This window comes from Pelomonas lactea (assembly GCF_043555885.1).
GTDB lineage: Bacteria > Pseudomonadota > Gammaproteobacteria > Burkholderiales > Burkholderiaceae_C > Pelomonas > Pelomonas lactea.
Map to the genome: position 1 here is coordinate 425730 of NZ_JBIGHX010000004.1, position 18587 is coordinate 444316.

The 18587-nt window shown below is 69.5% G+C and carries 17 protein-coding genes; 11 read left to right on the forward strand and 6 right to left on the reverse strand.

Annotation, left to right across the window (positions count from 1 at the left end; translation table 11 throughout):
- Nucleotides 1-33: 33 nt before the first annotated feature.
- Nucleotides 34-1293 (forward strand): glucose-1-phosphate adenylyltransferase, encoded by a 1260-nt coding sequence (glgC, locus tag ACG04Q_RS14655; RefSeq protein WP_394511669.1) that lies wholly within the window; start codon nucleotides 34-36, stop codon nucleotides 1291-1293.
- 1 nt (nucleotide 1294) lies between these two features.
- A complete protein-coding gene (glgA, locus tag ACG04Q_RS14660; protein WP_394511670.1) occupies nucleotides 1295-2752 on the forward strand; it encodes a glycogen synthase GlgA in 1458 nt (485 codons plus the stop codon).
- On the opposite strand, the gene ACG04Q_RS14665 is transcribed toward glgA, so the two are convergent.
- Both ACG04Q_RS14665 and ppsR read right to left on the reverse strand, forming a co-directional pair.
- Nucleotides 2741-3625 carry an EamA family transporter gene (locus ACG04Q_RS14665; RefSeq protein ID WP_394511671.1) on the reverse strand — a complete coding sequence of 295 codons (885 nt, stop codon included), beginning with the start codon at nucleotides 3623-3625 and terminating at the stop codon, nucleotides 2741-2743. The two genes, glgA and ACG04Q_RS14665, sit on opposite strands and share 12 nt — an antisense overlap.
- 3 nt (nucleotides 3626-3628) lie before the next feature.
- Nucleotides 3629-4450, reverse strand: a complete 822-nt coding sequence (gene ppsR, locus ACG04Q_RS14670; RefSeq protein ID WP_394511672.1) for a posphoenolpyruvate synthetase regulatory kinase/phosphorylase PpsR — start codon at nucleotides 4448-4450, stop codon at nucleotides 3629-3631.
- Nucleotides 4451-4733: 283 nt separating this feature from the next.
- On the opposite strand from ppsR, the gene ppsA reads away from it, so the two are divergent.
- The 7 genes from ppsA (at nucleotide 4734) to dnaB (ending at nucleotide 12506) form a co-directional block, all read left to right on the forward strand.
- Nucleotides 4734-7130 (forward strand): phosphoenolpyruvate synthase, encoded by a 2397-nt coding sequence (ppsA, locus tag ACG04Q_RS14675; RefSeq protein ID WP_394511673.1) that lies wholly within the window; start codon nucleotides 4734-4736, stop codon nucleotides 7128-7130.
- Nucleotides 7131-7206: 76 nt separating this feature from the next.
- Nucleotides 7207-9282 carry a sodium:solute symporter family protein gene (locus tag ACG04Q_RS14680; RefSeq protein WP_394511674.1) on the forward strand — a complete coding sequence of 692 codons (2076 nt, stop codon included), beginning with the start codon at nucleotides 7207-7209 and terminating at the stop codon, nucleotides 9280-9282.
- Between the two features lie 138 nt (nucleotides 9283-9420).
- Nucleotides 9421-9783 carry a 30S ribosomal protein S6 gene (rpsF, locus tag ACG04Q_RS14685; protein WP_268168250.1) on the forward strand — a complete coding sequence of 121 codons (363 nt, stop codon included), beginning with the start codon at nucleotides 9421-9423 and terminating at the stop codon, nucleotides 9781-9783.
- Between the two features lie 51 nt (nucleotides 9784-9834).
- On the forward strand, nucleotides 9835-10146 hold the full coding sequence (gene priB, locus ACG04Q_RS14690; protein WP_394511675.1) for a primosomal replication protein N: 312 nt from the start codon (nucleotides 9835-9837) through the stop codon (nucleotides 10144-10146).
- A 27-nt stretch (nucleotides 10147-10173) separates the two neighbouring features.
- Nucleotides 10174-10464 carry a 30S ribosomal protein S18 gene (rpsR, locus tag ACG04Q_RS14695; protein ID WP_310324763.1) on the forward strand — a complete coding sequence of 97 codons (291 nt, stop codon included), beginning with the start codon at nucleotides 10174-10176 and terminating at the stop codon, nucleotides 10462-10464.
- Between the two features lie 12 nt (nucleotides 10465-10476).
- Nucleotides 10477-10929 carry a 50S ribosomal protein L9 gene (gene rplI / locus ACG04Q_RS14700; RefSeq protein WP_394511676.1) on the forward strand — a complete coding sequence of 151 codons (453 nt, stop codon included), beginning with the start codon at nucleotides 10477-10479 and terminating at the stop codon, nucleotides 10927-10929.
- Nucleotides 10930-11081: 152 nt separating this feature from the next.
- Nucleotides 11082-12506 carry a replicative DNA helicase gene (gene dnaB, locus ACG04Q_RS14705; RefSeq protein WP_394511677.1) on the forward strand — a complete coding sequence of 475 codons (1425 nt, stop codon included), beginning with the start codon at nucleotides 11082-11084 and terminating at the stop codon, nucleotides 12504-12506.
- Nucleotides 12507-12515: 9 nt separating this feature from the next.
- Here dnaB and ACG04Q_RS14710 read toward each other — a convergent pair whose 3' ends face one another.
- Nucleotides 12516-13445, reverse strand: a complete 930-nt coding sequence (locus ACG04Q_RS14710) for a LysR family transcriptional regulator (RefSeq protein ID WP_394511678.1) — start codon at nucleotides 13443-13445, stop codon at nucleotides 12516-12518.
- A gap of 90 nt (nucleotides 13446-13535) precedes the next feature.
- Between ACG04Q_RS14710 and aptA the strand changes: the two genes are divergently transcribed.
- Together aptA and ACG04Q_RS14720 are read left to right on the forward strand one after the other, a co-directional pair.
- Entirely contained in the window at nucleotides 13536-14879 is a 1344-nt protein-coding gene (gene aptA / locus ACG04Q_RS14715) for an omega-aminotransferase AptA (protein ID WP_394511679.1), read from the forward strand.
- A gap of 22 nt (nucleotides 14880-14901) precedes the next feature.
- Nucleotides 14902-16392, forward strand: coding sequence for a CoA-acylating methylmalonate-semialdehyde dehydrogenase (locus tag ACG04Q_RS14720; RefSeq protein WP_394511680.1), 1491 nt, complete (start codon nucleotides 14902-14904; stop codon nucleotides 16390-16392).
- A gap of 12 nt (nucleotides 16393-16404) precedes the next feature.
- Here the strand turns inward: ACG04Q_RS14720 and ACG04Q_RS14725 are convergent, their stop codons facing one another.
- From ACG04Q_RS14725 to ACG04Q_RS14735, 3 genes are all read right to left on the reverse strand, one after another.
- Nucleotides 16405-16770 carry a response regulator gene (locus tag ACG04Q_RS14725; protein ID WP_394511681.1) on the reverse strand — a complete coding sequence of 122 codons (366 nt, stop codon included), beginning with the start codon at nucleotides 16768-16770 and terminating at the stop codon, nucleotides 16405-16407.
- Nucleotides 16757-17179, reverse strand: a complete 423-nt coding sequence (gene trxC, locus ACG04Q_RS14730) for a thioredoxin TrxC (protein WP_394511682.1) — start codon at nucleotides 17177-17179, stop codon at nucleotides 16757-16759. The genes ACG04Q_RS14725 and trxC overlap by 14 nt, the downstream gene beginning before the upstream one ends.
- A gap of 102 nt (nucleotides 17180-17281) precedes the next feature.
- Nucleotides 17282-18583, reverse strand: coding sequence for an MFS transporter (locus ACG04Q_RS14735; protein WP_394511683.1), 1302 nt, complete (start codon nucleotides 18581-18583; stop codon nucleotides 17282-17284).
- Nucleotides 18584-18587: the final 4 nt, after the last annotated feature.

Consider the following 18587-nt stretch of genomic DNA (forward strand, 5'->3'; position numbering starts at 1 on the left):
TGCAAGCGTTTGCAGTCTCGTGGAGATCGGTTCATGGCCCCCGTCGCATCGCCCCACCAGCTCGCCCGCCGCGCCATCGCCCTCGTGCTGGCCGGCGGTCGTGGCTCCCGCCTCAAGCAGCTCACCGACTCGCGCGCCAAGCCGGCGGTCTACTTCGGCGGCAAGTTCCGCATCATCGACTTCGCGCTGAGCAACTGCGTGAACAGCGGCATCCGCCGCATCGGCGTTGTCACGCAGTACAAGAGCCACTCGCTGCTGCGCCACATCCAGCGCGGCTGGAGCTTCCTGCGCGCCGAGCTGAACGAGACGGTGGACCTGATGCCGGCGCAGCAGCGCGTGGACGAGGAGAGTTGGTACCGCGGCACGGCCGACGCGGTCTACCAGAACCTGGACATCATCCAGAGCACCGAGGCCGACTACATCGTCGTGCTGGCGGGCGACCACATCTACAAGATGGACTACTCGTCCATGCTGGTGGACCACGTGGCCACCGGCGCGGGCTGCACGGTGGGCTGCATCGAGGTGCCCAAGGCCGAGGCCACGGCCTTCGGCGTGATGGCCGTGGACGGCGAGCGCCGCATCACCGCTTTCCAGGAGAAGCCTGCCGACCCGCCCACCATGCCCGGCCGCAGCGACGCCTGCCTGGCCAGCATGGGCATCTACATCTTCAACGCCGACTACCTCTACCGCCTGCTGGCCGAGGACCTGGCCGACAGCAGCTCCAGCCACGACTTCGGCAAGGACGTCATCCCCAAGGTCGTCGGCGAGGGCCGCGCCGTGGCCCACCCGTTCGGCATGAGCTGCATCATGAATCCCAACGGCGCCACGCCCTACTGGCGCGACGTCGGCACGCTCGACGCCTTCTGGGCTGCCAACCTCGACCTGGCCTCCATCAGCCCCGAGCTGGACATCTACGACACCGACTGGCCCATCTGGACCTACCAGCGCCAGCTGCCGCCGGCCAAGTTCATCCCCGACCACAACGGCATGCACGGCATGACGGTCAACACCATCGTCAGCGGCGGCTGCATCGTGTCGGGCTCGCACGTCGTGCAGTCGGTGCTGTTCAGCAACGTGCGCATCCGCTCGTTCTGCAACATCCACCAGAGCGTGCTGCTGCCCGGCGTCAGCGTGGGGCGCAACTGCCGGCTCACCAAGGTCATCGTCGACCGCGGCTGCGAGATCCCCGATGGGCTCGTCGTCGGCGAAGACGCGAAGCTGGACGCGGCCCGCTTCGAGCGAACCGAGAACGGTGTCGTGCTGATCACCAAGCAAATGCTGAAGCAGCTCTGACATGCGCGTGCTCCAAGTCAGCGCGGAGCTGTTCCCGCTGCTGAAGACCGGCGGCCTGGCCGACGTGGCCGGCGCGCTGCCCGCCGCGCTGGCCGCGGCCGGTGCCGAGCCGCGGCTGCTGGTGCCCGGCTTCCCGGCCATCCACGACGCGCTGACGCAGGAATGCGCCGTCGCGCCCGTCGCGCTGCCGTGGAGCGAGGGCCGGGCGGCGCTGCTGCGCGGCCGGCTGCCGGGCTTCGAGCAGCTCGTCTACGTGCTGGACGCGCCGGGCCTGTTCGACCGCCCCGGCAATCCCTACGCCGACGACGGCGGCGTGGCCTATGCCGACAACCACCGCCGCTTCGCGCTGCTGGGGCTGGCCGCGGCGCGGCTGGCGGAGGGGCTGGACGCCAGCTGGCGGCCCGACATCGTCCACGCGCACGACTGGCATGCGGGCCTGGCCTGCGCCCACGTTGCCGCCAGCCGCGCGCGCCGCCGCAGCGAGGCCAAAGCCGTCTTCACCGTGCACAACCTGGCCTACCAGGGGCTGTTCCCGGCCGGCCATTTCGGCGAGCTGGGCCTGCCGGCGTCGCACTACGCCATGGAGGGCGTGGAGTTCTACGGCCAGGTGAGCTTCATGAAGGCCGGCCTGCATTTCGCCGACGCGATCACCACCGTCAGCCCGACCTACGCCCGCGAGATCCAGACGCCCGAGCAGGGCTGCGGCCTGGACGGCCTGCTGCGCCACCGCGCCGACGCGCTGCACGGGATCCTGAACGGCGTCGACTACCGCGTCTGGTCGCCCGTCGACGACGCCGCCATCGCCGCGCGCTACAGCGCCGACGACGCTTCGGCCAAGGCCGCCTGCAAGACCGCGCTGCAGCGTGAATGCGGCCTTGCCGTCACGCCCGAGGCGCCGCTGTTCGGCATCGTCAGCCGCCTGACCGAGCAGAAGGGCCTGCCGCTGGTGCTGGAGGCGCTGGACGAGCTGCTGGCCGGCGGCGGCCAGCTGGTCGTGCTCGGCGCGGGTGACGCGCGCCTGGAGGCCGAGTTCGCCGCGGCCGCCGCACGGCATCCCGCCCAGGTGGCCCGGCGTGTCGGCATGGACGAGGGCCTGGCCCACCGCATCCTCGCCGGCAGCGACGTCGTGCTGGTACCCAGCCGCTTCGAGCCCTGCGGCCTGACGCAGCTGTACGGCCTCAGCTACGGCGCGCTGCCGCTGGTGCACCGCGTCGGCGGCCTGGCCGATACGGTGGTGGACACGACGCTGGAAGACCTCGCCGCCGGCACCGCCACCGGCTTCGTCTTTGACGCCTTCACGGCCGACGCCTGCCGCCGTGCGCTGCGCCGCGCCTTTGCGCTGTGGCGCCGGCCCGAGGACTGGGCCCGCGTGCGCGAGGCCGCGATGCGCCAGCGCTTCGGCTGGGACATCGCGGCGGCCCGCTACGTGGACCTGTACGGCGACCTGCTATATCGCTAGCGCGACGACGCCGGCGCCGATCAGCGCCGCCCCTGCCAGCCGCCAGCCGCGCTCCGCCTCGCCCAGCAGCTGCCCGCCCAGCAGCGCCGCGATCAGCATGGACACCTCGCGCGCCGGCGCCACGCGCGACAGCGGCGCCTCCTTCACGGCCAGCAGCACCAGCACATAGGCCGCCGGCCCCAGCACCGACACGGCCAGGATGCCGCGCCACGACTGCTTCACCTCCGGCCAGAACGTGTGCCGCCGGCGCAGCGACACCGGCAGCTGCATGACCATGCGCAGCAGGTTGCCCACCCAGTCCAGCAGCAGCGGCGACACCGCCAGCACCTTGACCGAGTAGCCGTCGATGACCGTGTAGCCGGCGATCAGCGCGCCGGTGGCCGCCCCCCACCAGATGCCGTGCCGGCGGCGGCGGTCGGCCTGTGCGTCATGCGACAGCCCGCGGCCGATGAGCCGCGGCCCCATCGTGATGAGCAGGATGCCGCCCACGACGCCGGCCAGGCCCAGCGCGCCGTGCACGCCCAGGTGTTCGCCCAGCAGCAGGACGGCGGCGACCGCCGACAGCAGCGGCCCGCTACCGCGCGCGACCGGGTAGACCACCGTCAGGTCGCTGGCCCGGTAGCCCGCCACCAGGCAGTTGAAGTACAGCAGGTGCACGACGGCGCTGGCGGCCACCAGCCCCCAAATCATCGGCGTCCAGCGCGGCACCTCGTCCACACCCAGCCATGCGGCGGCCGGCAGCCACACCAGCACGACGCCGATGGCGCAGCTCATGACGAAATGCGGTCCGCCGCCCCACTTCTTGGCGGCCAGGTTCCAGAGCGCGTGGAGGAGGGCGGCTGTGAGGACGAGGGCGAGCGCCGAGGCGGGCATCGATCAGTAGATCAGGCGATCCGGACGGATGTCGCGCAGGATGGTCGTCGCGATCTCCTCGATGCTCTTGTGCGTGGACGACAGCCATGAGATGCCCTCGCGCTTCATCATCGCCTCGGCCTCGTTGACCTCGTAGCGGCAGTTCAGCGGGTCGGCGTACTTGCTGCCGGGGCGGCGCTCGTTGCGGATGCTGGACAGGCGCTCGGGGTCGATGGTCAGCCCGAAGCACTTGCGGCGGTGTGGCACCAGCGACGGCGGCAGCTTGCGGCGCTCGAAGTCCTCGGGGATCAGCGGGTAGTTGGCGGCCTTGATGCCGTGCTGCATCGCGAGGTACAGCGACGTCGGCGTCTTGCCCGAGCGCGACACGCCGACGAGGATGACGTCGGCCACGTCCAGGTTCTTGGCCGACTGGCCGTCGTCGTGCGCCAGCGAGAAGTTGATGGCCTCGATGCGGTCGTGGTACTCCTGGCTCTGCGCCACGTCGGAGAAGCGGCCCACGCGGTGGTTGCTCTTGATGCCGAACTCTTCCTCCAGCGGCTCGATGAAGGTGCCGAACATGTCCATCACGCGGCCCTGGCAGTGCTCGCGCACGATCTTCAGCACGTCGCGGTCCACCAGCGTCGCGAACACGATGGGCCGCTCGCCCTCGCGCATGGCCAGCTCGTTGATCTCCGCGACGACGGCCTGGGCCTTTTCCGCCGTGTCGATGAACGGCCGGCGCACGTGGCGCGGCTTGATGGAGAACTGCGCGAGGATGGAGTTGCCGAAGGTTTCGGCGGTGATCCCGGTGCCGTCAGAGACGAAGTAGACGGTTCTGGCGGTCATGTCAGTGCAGGCAGAGTCGTGGTCGCGGCCATGATAGCCAGGGCCCCCGGGGCGAGGGGGGCATTTCCCAACGGCGGACCTTTCGCACGATCCGGGCGGGTTACGCCCAGGTACGAACCGCCTAGAATCCGCCGCAATTCCTCGCGATCAGCCCCATGCGCGCCGCCACCCTCCTACAAGAATCCAGAAATGGGTGGAGCCGCGCCTGCCTTGAGCACGTCTGCTCGGCACCGGGCCCGGACGACGCGATGACACCGGTTTTTCAACCTCCCGGAGTTTTTTCATGTCCACCCTGTTCGAGGCGACCGCCCTGGTCGTACCGTTTGAGAACCTGAGGATGACCGACGTCGAGGCAGTTGGCGGCAAGAACGCCAGCCTCGGCGAAATGATCTCGCAGCTCGCCGCCAGCGGCGTGCGCGTCCCCGGAGGGTTCGCCACCACGGCGCACGCCTTCCGGCAGTTCCTCAAGCACGAGGGCCTGGATGCGCGCATCGCGGCGCGGCTTGCCACGCTCAACACCGATGACGTCCGCGCGCTGGCCGAGGCCGGCGCCGAGATCCGCGGCTGGATCGAGAACCAGCCCTTCCCGGCCGACCTGGAAGCCGGCGTGCGCTCGGCCTATGCCCAGCTGACGGCTGACAACCCGGACGCCACCTTCGCCGTGCGCTCGTCCGCCACGGCCGAAGACCTGCCCGACGCGTCCTTCGCCGGCCAGCAGGAGACCTTCCTGAACGTGCACGGCATCGACGAGGTGCTGCACAAGATGCGCGAGGTGTTCGCCTCGCTCTACAACGACCGCGCCATCAGCTATCGCGTGCACAAGGGCTTTGCCCATGGCGACGTGGCGCTGTCGGCCGGCGTGCAGCGCATGGTGCGCTCCGACCTGGGCTCCGCCGGCGTCATGTTCACCATCGACACCGAGAGCGGCTTCCAGGACGTCGTCTTCATCACCTCCAGCTATGGCCTGGGCGAGACGGTGGTGCAGGGCGCCGTGAACCCGGACGAGTTCTACGTGCACAAGCCCGCGCTCAAGAACGGCAAGCTGGCCATCATCCGCCGCAACCTGGGCTCCAAGCTGATCCGCATGGAGTTCGCGTCGCCCGAGGAGAAGGCGGCCGCCGGCAAGCTGGTCAAGACGGTGGACACCGCCGTCGAGGCGCGCAACCGCTACTCGCTGAACGACGCCGAGGTGACCGAGCTGGCCCAGTACGCGCTGATCATCGAGAAGCACTACGGCCGCGCGATGGACATCGAGTGGGGCCGTGACGGCGTCGACGGCAAGCTCTACATCCTGCAGGCCCGCCCTGAGACCGTGAAGAGCCAGGCCGCCGGCCAGGTCGAGCACCACTACAAGCTCAAGGCCCACAGCGCCGTGCTGGCCGAGGGCCGCGCCATCGGCCAGAAGATCGGTACCGGCCCCGTGCGCCTGGTCGACAGCGTCGCCGAGATGGAGCGCGTGCAGCCGGGCGACGTGCTCGTCACCGACATGACCGACCCGAACTGGGAGCCGGTCATGAAGCGTGCCAGCGCCATCGTGACCAACCGCGGCGGCCGCACCTGCCACGCGGCCATCATTGCGCGTGAACTCGGCATCCCGGCCGTCGTCGGCTGCGGCGATGCGACGGACAAGCTCAAGGACGGCCAGCTGGTGACGGTGGCCTGCTCCGAGGGCGACACCGGCTACATCTACGACGGCCTGCTGGAGACCGAGGTCAGCGAGGTGCACCGCGGCGAGCTGCCGTACTGCCCGATCAAGATCATGATGAACGTCGGCAACCCGCAGCTGGCTTTCAACTTCGCGCAGATGCCGTCCGGCGGCGTGGGCCTGGCCCGGCTGGAATTCATCATCAACAACAACATCGGCGTCCACCCCAAGGCCATCCTGGACTATCCGAACATCGATGCCGACCTGAAGAAGGCCGTCGAGTCGGTGGCCCGCGGCCACGCGTCGCCGCGTGCCTTCTACGTGGACAAGCTGGCCGAAGGCATTGCCACCATCGCGGCGGCGTTCTTCCCGCGTCCGGTCATCGTGCGCCTGTCCGACTTCAAGTCCAACGAGTACCGCAAGCTCATCGGCGGCACCCGCTACGAACCGGACGAAGAGAACCCGATGCTGGGCTTCCGTGGCGCGTCGCGCTACATCAGCGGCGAGTTCCAGGACGCCTTCGCGATGGAGTGCGAGGCGCTGAAGCGCGTGCGCAAGGAGATGGGCCTGACCAACGTCGAGATCATGGTGCCCTTCGTGCGCACCGTGAAGCAGGCGGCCAAGGTTGTCGACATGCTGGCCGAGAAGGGTCTGAAGCGCGGCGTGGACGGCCTGCGCGTCATCATGATGTGCGAGGTGCCCAGCAACGCCATCCTGGCCGAGCAGTTCCTGGAGCACTTCGACGGCATGTCCATCGGCTCCAACGATCTGACGCAGCTCACACTGGGCCTGGACCGCGACTCCGGCCTGGAGCAGCTGGCCGGTGACTTCGACGAGCGCGATCCGGCCGTCAAGGCCATGATCTCGCGCGCCATCCGCGCCTGCCGGGCGACCGGCAAGTACATCGGCATCTGCGGTCAGGGCCCCAGCGACCACCCCGACTTCGCCGAATGGCTGGCCGAGGAGGGCATCGTCTCCATCTCGCTGAACCCCGACACGGTCATCGACACCTGGCAGCGCCTAGCCGCCAAGTAAAGCTTCGCCGCTGACGATCCAGGGCCCGGGTTCTCCGTAAGGGGAGCCCGGGCTTTTTGTTGCCATCATCGCGGCCATGTTTTCAGGCCCTGCCCGTCGCCTCCACCGCCGCTACGCGCTGTTCGCGCTGAGCTTCATCGCGCTGGTTGTCATGCTGGGTCTGGCCGAGCAGCGTGGCATGCCCAAGGCCTGGATCGGCTACACCTTCCTGGGCGCAACGGTGGCGGTCTACGCCATCATCGGCATCCTGTGCCGCACCACCGACCCGGCCGAGTACTTCGTCGCCGGCCGGCGCGTGCCGCCGCTCTACAACGGCATGGCCGCCGGTGCGGACTGGATGAGCGCGGCCACCTTCATCGGCCTGGTCGGCACGCTGTATGCCAGCGGCTATGCGGGCCTGGCCTATGTGCTGGGCTGGACCGGCGGCTTCGTGCTGGTGGCGTTGTGCATCGCACCTTACCTGCGGCAGTTCGGCCAATTCACGATCGGCGATTTCCTGGCCGAGCGTTTCCAGAGCCGCGCGCTGCGGCTGGTGGGCGCATGCGCAGCCATCCTGGTGTCCTTCGTCTACCTCGTCGCGCAGATCTACGGCGTGGGCCTCATCACGACGCGGCTCACGGGGCTGGCCTTCGAGGTGGGCGTGTTCGTCGGCTTGGGCGGCGTGCTGGTGTGCTCCTTCCTCGGTGGCATGCGTGCCGTGACATGGACGCAGGTGGCGCAGTACCTGCTGATGATCCTGGCCTATCTCGTGCCGGTCATCTGGCTCAGCGTCAAGCAGACCGGCTGGCCGCTGCCGCAGTTGGTCTACGGCCAGCAACTGCACCAGCTGGCCGAGCGTGAGCGCGAGCTGATCCGTGACCCGGCCGAGCTGCAGGTGCGCGCCATTCACCAGCAGCGCGCCGACGCGGCCGCGGCGCGGCTCGCAGATGTGCCTCGCGCGCTGGCCGACGAGCAGGCCCGGGCGGCGGCGCGCGTCGCCGAGCTGAAGAAGGCGGATGCGCCGCTGGCATTGATCCAGGCCGCCGAGAAGCAGCGCGCGGCGCTGCCGCGCACGCCGGCCGAGGCCGAGGAGCGGTGGCGGCGCGAGCAGGCCAGCGAGGCGCAGCGTTCGCGGCCGCTGTCCGGCCTGGTGCCGCATTCCCAGCCCTTCCCGGAAGCCGCGGGTGACGCCGCGGGCGAGCCGGTGGACGCCGGCAAGGGCAGCGAGTCGCGCCGCAACTTCATCGCGCTGGTGTTCTGCCTGATGGTGGGTACGGCGGGCCTGCCGCACCTGCTGACGCGCTACTACACGACAAGCTCGGTGGCGACGGCGCGCGAGTCGGTGGCTTGGTCACTGGTCTTCATCTGCCTGCTGTACCTGACGGCGCCGGCGCTGGCCGTCATGGTCAAGACCGAGGTCTTCAACGGCCTCGTGGGCACGGCGTTCGACCAGCTGCCGGCTTGGATACGCCAGTGGCAGCGCGTCGACCCGGCGCTGCTGTCGGCCGTGGACCTGAACGGCGATGGTCGGCTGCAGCTGGGCGAGCTGCGGCTGCACCCGGACCTCGTCATGCTCGTCATGCCCGAGCTGGGCGGGCTGCCTTACGTCATCTCGGGCATGGTGGCCGCCGGCGGGCTGGCGGCGGCGCTGTCCACGGCCGACGGGCTGCTGCTGGCCATCTCCAGCGCGCTGTCGCACGACCTGTATTACAAGGCCATCAACCCCGAGGCCTCGCGCACGCGCCGCGTCACGCTGAGCAAGGCGCTGCTGCTGGCGGCGGCGCTGGCGGCGGCGGCGGTGGCGTCCAGCCGGCCGGCAGACATCCTGGCCGTCGTCACGGCGGCGTTCTCCATTGCAGGCTCCACCTTCTTCCCGGCGCTGGTGGCCGGCGTGTTCTGGCGCCGCGCCAACCGGGCCGGTGCGCTGGCCGGCATGCTGGCGGGGCTGGCCGTCTGCCTGGTCTACCTGGGCATGGCCCACCCCGGCCTGCGCGCGCTGGTGGGCTTGCCCGGACCGCCGCAACTGCTGTGGGGCATCCAGCCGGCGTCGGCCGGGCTGTTCGGCGTGCCGGCGGGCGCGCTGGTGCTGGTGCTCGTGAGCCTGCTGACCGCCGCACCGGGCGTGCGGGAACGCGAGATCGTCGCGCTGTTGCGCAGCCCGCCGACGCGCTGATCGTCGCCCTGATTTTGGATTTTCGCCGTTGCGGGCTAGAATCTTGGGTTCCCCCTTGCCGCACCGCGTGTCGACGCCGTGGTGCGGCTTCCACAGCCGAGGCAACCCGTTCGAGGCTGGAATCCACAAGGAGTACACATGCGTCACTACGAAATCGTTCTGCTGATCCATCCGGATCAAAGCGAACAGGTTCCGGCCATGCTGGAGCGCTACAAGGGCCTGATCACCGCCGGTGGCGGTGTCGTGCACCGGGTCGAGGACTGGGGCCGTCGTCAGCTGGCCTACCAGATCCAGAAGCTCGCCAAGGCCCACTACCTGTGCCTGAACATCGAAGCCAGCAAGGAAGTCCTCGTTGAGCTCGAGACCGGCTTCCGCTTCAACGACGCCGTGCTGCGCCACCTGACCGTGGTGCAGGACAAAGCCATCACGACCCCCTCGGTCATGATGAAGGCCGTCGAGCGCGAAGAAGCCCGCAAGGCGCCTCAGCAAGAAGCGGCCTGAGCTGACGCTCATCGCTGAAGAACCAGGTTTTTCGAACAGCGCGCCGACTGAGTGAACCAGCTTCACCTGCAGGCGCAGATCCAGCAACTCGGACAAGTTCGCTACACCCCCGCCGGGCTGATGGCCCTGGATGCCGCCCTCAAGGCCGAATCCGAAGTCATCGAAGCCGGCAAGCCGCGCAAGGTCTCGCTGGAGATCAAAGCGGTCGCGGTGGGCGAGGTGGCCAAGCAGTTGCAGGCGCTGGGAGTCGGTGGCCACGCGATTTTTCGCGGCTTCCTGACCCATCAGCGCAACGGCCGGGGCTTTGTCGCCCACGTCACCGTGATCGAACCCGCTGTTTCGCAGAACCCGGACATTGATTGATCCGGATAGATTTAACAGAGGTCCAACATGCCCCCTCTTCGTGGCAAAGGTCGCTTCTCCAAGGACAAGAAGCCCAAGCGCAACCAACAGTCGCTGCTGTTCCGCCGCAAGCGTTTCTGCCGTTTCACCGTCGCTGGCGTCGAGAAGATCGACTACAAGGACATCGACACGCTGCGCGACTTCATCGCCGAGAACGGCAAGATCACGCCCGCTCGCCTGACCGGCACGCGCGCCTTCTTCCAGCGTCAGCTGACGGTGTCCATCAAGCGTGCGCGCTTCCTGGCCCTGCTGCCGTACAGCGACCAGCACAAGGTCTAAGGAGCTGACGACATGCAAGTGATCCTGCTCGAAAAAGTCGCCAACCTCGGCAACCTCGGCGATGTCGTCAAGGTCAAGGACGGCTACGCCCGCAACTTCCTGATCCCGACCAAGGCCGCTCGTCGCGCGACCGAAGCCGCGATCAAGGAATTCGAAGCCAAGCGCGCCGAACTGGAAAAGATCGCCGCCGCCAAGCTGGCCGAAGCCCAGAAGCTGGGTGAAGCCATCGCCGGCAAGACCGTCCGCATCGCCCAGAAGGCCGGCGTGGACGGCCGCCTGTTCGGCTCGGTGACCAACGCCGACGTCGCTGACGCGCTGACCAAGGCCGGCACCGCCGTCGCCAAGGCTCAGGTGCGCCTGCCGAACGGCCCGCTGAAGACCGTGGGCGAGTTCCCGGTCAGCATCGCGGCTCACACGGACGTGCTCGTCGAGATCACCGTTCACGTGGTTGCCGAAGCGGAATAAACGCTTCCCCTGATGCGCGGTGACAGCTTGTCGCCGCAACATCGAACGAAGGCCGATACCCTTGAGGGTTTCGGCCTTCTGTCTTTCAGGACCGGGTTTTCCCGCCCGGTCCACCGTTTGCTCCCAGGCCGTTCACAGCTTTATCCACAGGCATGTCCGCGATCTTTCCCGCATCCCCGTCCACCGCACCGCATGACGACGAAGTCGCACGCCTGCGCGTGCCGCCGCACTCGGTGGAGGCCGAGCAGAGCGTGCTCGGCGGCCTGCTGATCGACAACTCGGCCTGGGACAAGGCGGCCGACCTGCTGACCGAGAGCGACTTCTACCGCTTCGAGCACAAGCAGGTGTTCGCGGCCATCGGCAAGCTCGTCAACGCGGGCAAGCCGGCCGACGTGGTGACTGTCTTCGACGAGCTGACCTCGCTGGGCCGCGCCGAGGAATGCGGTGGCCTGGCCTACCTGAACGCCTTGGCGCAGAGCGTGCCCAGCGCCGCCAACCTGCGCCGCTACGCCGAGATCGTTCGCGAGCGCGCCATCCTGCGCAAGCTGGTGGCCACGTCCGACGAGATCGCCACCGCGGCGATGAACCCGCAGGGCAAGGCTGTCAACCAGATCCTGGACGAGGCCGAGGGCAAGATCTTCAAGATCGGCGAGGAAGGCTCGCGCAGCCAACAGGGCTTCCAGAGCATGGACCGGCTGGTCATCGCGCTGATCGACCGTGTCAACGAGCTGGCCGAGGCCGGGCACCAGGACGTGACCGGCGTGCGCACCGGCTTCTATGACCTGGACAAGCAGACCGCCGGCCTGCAACCGGGCGACCTGATCGTGCTGGCGGCCCGCCCGTCGATGGGCAAGACCGCGTTCGCCGTGAACATCGCCGAGAACGTGGCCATCAACGAGGGGCTGCCGGTCGTCATCTACTCCATGGAAATGGGCGCCGCGCAGCTGGCGCTGCGGATGGTGGGCTCCATCGGCCGCATCGACCAGAGCCACCTGCGCACCGGCCAGCTCAAGGACGACGAATGGAGCCGGCTGTCCGAGGCCGTCGACAAGCTGGGCAAGGCCGCCATCTACATCGACGAGAGCCCGGGCCTCTCGCCCAGCGAGGTGCGCGCCCGGGCGCGGCGGCAGGCGCGCATCAGCGGCCAGCTGGGGCTGATCGTCATCGACTACCTGCAGCTGATGACCGGCAACGGCGGCGGCAGCGAAGAGAACCGCGCGACGGTGCTGGGCGAGATCTCGCGGGGCCTGAAGGCGCTGGCCAAGGAGCTGCGCTGCCCCGTCATCGCGCTGTCGCAGCTGAACCGCTCGGTGGAACAGCGGCCCGACAAGCGGCCCATGATGTCCGACCTGCGCGAGTCCGGCGCCATCGAGCAGGACGCGGACATCATCATGTTCATCTACCGCGACGAGTACTACACCAAGGACGAGTGCAAGGAGCCGGGCGTGGCGGAGATCATCATTGCGAAACAGCGTAACGGCCCGGTGGGCACCGTGAAGCTCGCCTTCCAGCGCATGCACACCAAGTTCGAGAACCTGGCGCCTGGCTACGTCGGCGTGGAGCGCGACGAGTACTGACGCACGGCGTCACGCGGCCGGCGTGTGTGCGGCGTCCAGCGCCTGCACCAGCGCCCACGCGGCCCTCGTGGGCTGCGGGTCGTGGCGGTAGATGCAGGCGAAGCTGCAGTCGTAGCCCAGCGTGTCGGGCGACACGGCGCGCATGCGGCCGGCGGCGACGAATGGCTGCGCGTAGTGGTCGGGCAGGAAGCCGACGAAGCCGCCGCTCAATACCAGCGTCGCCACGCCCTCCTGGTCCGACGCGGTGGCGTGCCGCTGCAACTGGTGCTGGTGCGCCAGCCGCAGGTTGGGTGAGTGGTAGCCCAGGCCAGCCAGCTTCTGGCGGCGCAGGTCGGCCCACTGCCAGCGGGCCTCGGGCGCAAACCAGGGATGCCCGGCGCCGGCGTACAGGTGCATCTGCTCGCCGAACAGCGGGCGGTAGGCCAGGCTGTCGGAGCGCCGGTGCTCGGGGATGACGCCCACCTGGAAGCGGCCCGACAGCACACCCTGCTCGATGTCGGTGATGGTGCCGACATGCACATGCAGCTGCACGCCCGGCGCGGCCGCGTGGAACTGCGCCAGCGCGCGGTCGATGTGGCAGGCGGGGTTGCTGACGGTCTTCTCGAACAGCGCCAGGTGCAGGTCGCCGGCGATCTGTTGGTGGATCTCCTCAAGCCGGGTGCGGAAGTCGGTGGTCGCCGCCAGCAACTGCTGCGCCGCGGCGTACAGCTCGGCCCCCTCGGCCGTCAGCGCAAAGCCGGCGCGGCCGCGGCGGCACAGCACCAGGCCCAGCCGTTCCTCCAGGTCCTTCACCTGGCGGCTGATCGTCGGCATGCCGACGTTGAGTTCCAGCTCCGCCGCCGCCATGCCGCCGCATTCGACGACGGTCTTGAAGACGCGCAGCAGCCGCAGGTCCACATCGGCGATCTGACCCGGCAGCGGTGCGTTCTTTGGTTTCATATCAAGTCAAGTGAACATTGATATGTTGCCATTGTCTGCAATCAAGCCGCTGGGCAGCATGCGGGCTTCTTCTCCCGGAGCCCACCGCCCATGTCTTCATCGACACCCCACCGCCCCGACGGCTGGATGGATGCCCACTGGATGCCGTTCACCGGCAACCGCCAGTTCAAGGCCAACCCGCGCCTGCTGACCGGCGCCGAGGGCGCCTACTACCGCACCGAGGACGGCCGGCGCCTGTTCGATGGCCTGTCCGGCCTGTGGTGCACGGGCCTGGGCCATGGGCGCACGGAGATCGTTGACGCCGTCAGCCGCCAGGTGCGCGAGCTGGACTACTCGCCCGCCTTCCAGTTCGGCCACCCGCTGTCGTTCGAGCTGGCGAACCGGCTCGTCGAGAAGATGCCCGCCGGCCTGAACCGCGTGTTCTTCACCGGCTCGGGCTCGGAGTCGGCCGACACGGCGCTGAAGATGGCGCGGGCCTACTGGCGCGCCAGGGGCCAGGCCAGCAAGACGCGGCTGATCGGCCGCCTCAAGGGCTACCACGGCGTCAACTTCGGCGGCATCTCGGTGGGCGGCATGGTGGCCAACCGCAAGACTTTCGGCCAGGGCGTGGAGGCCGACCACCTGCCGCACACGCAGCCGCCCAGCGGCAGCTTCTTCAAGGGCATGCCGCCGGCCGAGGGCCCGCACGGCGCGGCGCTGGCCGACGAGCTGTTGCAGCTGATCGCGCTGCACGACGCGAGCAACATCGCGGCCGTCATCGTCGAGCCGTTCTCGGGTTCGGCCGGTGTCGTCATCCCACCGGTGGGCTATCTGCAGCGGCTGCGCGAGATCTGCACGGCGCACGACATCCTGCTGATCTTCGACGAGGTCATCACCGGCTTTGGCCGCACGGGCGCGTGGACGGGCGCCGAGGCCTTCGGCGTGACGCCGGACATCCTGACCGCCGCCAAGCAGATCACCAACGGCGTGCAGCCGCTGGGTGTCGTCGTCGCCAAGCAGGCCATCCACGACACCTTCATGGCCCAGGGCGGGCCGGACTACATGCTCGAGTTCCCGCACGGCTACACCTACTCCGCCCACCCGGTGGCCTGCGCGGCCGGCCTGGCCTCGCTGGACCTGCTGGCGCGCGACCATGCGCTGGAGCGCGTGAACGCGCTGGCGCCGATGTTCGAGAACGCGGTGCACGGCCTGCGCGGCGTGAAGCATGTGGCCGACATCCGCAACTTCGGCCTGGCCGCGGGCATCACCGTCGCGGCGCTGCCGGGCGAGCCGGCCAAGCGGCCGTTCGACATCGCGATGGCCATGTACGCCAAGGGCTTCTACGTGCGCTACGGTGGCGACACCATCCAGCTCGCACCGCCCTTCATCAGCACGCCGGCCGAGATCGACACGCTGGTGTCGGCCCTCGGCGACTGCTTCGAAGCCACTGCCTGAACCTCCAACTGCCCACTCTCCCGTGATCACCCATCTCATCAACGGCCAGCAGGTCGACGGCGGCAGCCGCTCGGCCGACGTCTTCAATCCCGCCACCGGCCGCGTGGCGGCCCAGGTGCGCCTGGCGGACCGCGCGACGGTCGAGTCGGCCATCGCTGCCGCGCAGGCCGCCTTCCCCGGCTGGCGCAACACGCCGCCGTTGAAGCGCGCACGCGTCATGAGTCGCCTCAAGGAGCTGCTGGAGCAACATGCCGACGCGATCTGCCGCCTCATCACCGACGAGCACGGCAAGGTGCTGGCCGACAGCCTGGGCGAGCTGCAGCGCGGCATCGAGAACGTCGAGTACGCGAGCTACGCGCCCGAGCTGCTGAAGGGCGAGCACAGCCGCAACGTCGGTCCCGGCATCGACGCCTGGTCGGAGTTCCAGGCGCTGGGCGTCTGCGCCGGCATCACGCCGTTCAACTTCCCGGCCATGGTGCCGCTGTGGATGTGGCCCATGGCCGTGGCCTGCGGCAACACCTTCGTGCTCAAGCCCTCGGAGCGCGACCCCAGCAGCGCGCTGCTCATCGCGCAGCTGGCTCAGGAAGCCGGCCTGCCGCCGGGCGTGCTGAACGTCGTCATGGGCGACAAGGAGGCGGTGGACACGCTGCTGACCGACCCGCGCGTGCAGGCTGTCAGCTTCGTCGGCTCCACGCCCATCGCCGAATACATCTACGCGACGGGCACGAAGCACGGCAAGCGCGTGCAGGCGCTGGGCGGCGCGAAGAACCACGCGGTCGTCATGCCCGATGCCGACCTGGACAACGCAGTCAGCGCGCTGATGGGCGCGGCCTTCGGCTCCTGCGGCGAGCGCTGCATGGCCATTCCGCTGGTGGTGGCCGTGGGCGACGCGACGGCCGACGCACTGCGCGACAAGCTGGTGGCCGAGATGGCCCGCATGAAGATCGGCGCGGGCCGCGAGGCCGGCTGCGACATGGGCCCGCTGGTCACGAAGCCGCACCTCGACAAGGTGCGAGGCTACGTGGCCCAGGGCGTGGAGGAGGGCGCCGAGCTGGTGGTGGACGGCCGCGGCCTCACGGTGGCGGGTCACGAGGGCGGCTACTTCCTGGGCCCCTGCCTGTTCGACCGCGTGCGGCCCGGCATGCGCATCTACGAGGAGGAGATCTTCGGCCCCGTGCTGGGCCTCGTGCGCGTGCAGAGCCTGGCCGAGGCCATGGCGCTGATCGACGCCCACGAGTACGGCAACGGCACCTGCATCTTCACGCGCGACGGCGAGACGGCGCGCCACTTCACCGACCACATCCTGGTCGGCATGGTGGGCGTCAACGTGCCGCTGCCGGTGCCGGTGGCCTACCACTCCTTCGGCGGCTGGAAGCGCTCGCTGTTTGGCGACCTGAACGCCTACGGTCCCGACGCGGTGCGCTTCTACACGCGCCGCAAGCAGATCACGCAGCGCTGGCCGTCGTCGGGCGTGCGCGAGAACGCGGTGTTCGCGTTCCCGTCCAGCAAGTAGCCTTTGGGGGCATCAGGCGGCGGGCCGCGCCAGCAGCGCGTCCAGTTGCCTGAAGTCGATGGGCTTCATCAGGTGGGCGTCGAAGCCGTCGAGGGCGACGCTCTTCAGCGCGCCGGTCACGGCGACGATGACGAGGTCGGCGCCGAAGCGCTGGCGCAGCGCCGCCGCCAGCGCGTGGCCGTCCAGCTGCGGCATGAAGATGTCGATCAGCGCGACATGCGGCGCGAAGGCCTCGGCCAGCTCGATGGCTTCGCTGCCCCCCGTGGCGTAGCGCACCTTGCGCCCCTCCAGCTGCAGGCAGAACGCCAGCGATTCGGCCGAGTCGACATCGTCGTCGACCACCAGCACGCGCTGCTGCGAACCTTCAGCGCAGCGCATGATCCACCCAGGCATTCAGCTGCGAGGCGGACATCGCGCCGCTCTGCCGCGCAACCTCGCGGCCGTTCAGGAACAGCACCGTCGTCGGGATGCTGCGAATCTGCAGGCGCTGGCTGGCCTGCGGGGCGGCGTCGCTGTCGACCTTGATGAAGCGGATGTCGGGCCGCGCCGCGGCCAGCTGTTCGAAGTGGGGTGCGTACGAGCGGCAGGGGCCGCACCAGGCGGCCCAGAAGTCCACCAGCACGGGTGCCTCCGTGCCGTCCAGGTAGGGCTTCAGCGCAGCGTCGGCCAGCGCCACCGGGCGGTGGGGTGCCACGGCGCCGCCGCAGTGGCCGCAGGAGGGATGTTCCGCCAGACGTTCATCCGGCACGCGGTTGCGGGTGCCGCAGTGAGGGCAGACGAGCAGCATCAGGTTCTCCTTGAGGCGAGGGTGGGCCCACGTTCGAATCGGCGCAGGCGGCACGATGCCCCAAGCGCCGCAGTCCCGGCGTAGGACGGAGACCCGTCCGGCTCAACCGGGCCGAGGCTGCAGGCTATCGCGCTGCGCCAGCGCCGGGAAGAGTCTGAACCACAGCGCCACGACCGCCAGCACGCCGATGCCGCCCAGCAGCACCGAGCCTACCGGCCCCAGCAGTGCGGCCGTGGCGCCGGACTCGAACTCGCCCAGCTGGTTGCTGGCGCCGATGAAGACCGAGTTCACCGCACCGACGCGGCCGCGCATGTCGTCCGGCGTTTCCAGCTGCACCAGCGACTGGCGGATGACGACGCTGACCATGTCCGCCGCGCCGCTGACGGCCAGCACGATGAAGGCGACGACGAACGACGTCGTCAGCGCGAACGCGATCATCGCCAGGCCGAACACGGCCACAGCGCCCAGCAGCCAGTGGCCCGCGCGGCGCTTGATGGGCCGGCGCGACAGCCACACGCCGACAACCACCGCGCCCAGCGCGGGCGCCGAGCGCAGCAGGCCCAGGCCCTCGGGGCCGGTGTGCAGGATGTCCTTCGCGAAGATGGGCAGCAGCGCCGTGGCGCCGCCCAGCAGCACGGCGAACAGGTCCAGCGAGATGGCGCCCAGCACCACCGGGCGCTGCCAGATGAAGCGGATGCCCGCCGTCAGCTGCGCCAGGCCGGGCGCTGCGCGGCGCGCCTGCGCGGGGCGGTGGCGGATGGTCAGAACCGCCACCACGGCGCAAACCAGCAGCAGCAGCGACACGCCATAGACGAGGGCCGCACCCCAGTGCGCCGCGGCCGCCGCCGTCGTGCCGTGCGCGATGCGGCCGGCCGCCCACGGCCCCAGCGCGTACAGCACGCCGCCCAGTGCCGGGCCGGCAATGATGGCGGCCTGCATCGTCGAGCTGGACGTGGCGACGGCGCGCGGCAGCAGCTCCGCCGGCACCAGCGACGGCATCAGCGCCTGCTGTGCGGGCATCTGCAGCGCGCGGGCGCAACCCAGCACGATGGACAGGCCCAGGATGAGGTTGGCTCCCACCCAGCCGCCGCCGCTGGCCAGCGCCAGGCAGGCGGCCGTCAGCAGCTGCAGGCCCAGGCTGGCGGCCAGCAGCAGGCGGCGGTCGTGCTGGTCCACGACGTGGCCTGCTGGCAGCGTCAGCAGCAGCGCGGGCAGGAACTGCGCCAGGCCCACCAGCCCCAGGTCCCAGGCGCTGCCCGTCAGGTCGTACATCTGCCAGCCCAGCGCCACCATCAGCATCTGGTTGGCGGCGCCGCCGGTCACGCGGGCGGCCAGCAGGCGCAGGTAGTCAGTCTGGTCGCGCAGGCGGGCCAGGCCGGCGGAACTCATCTCGGGAATCGTCATCTCC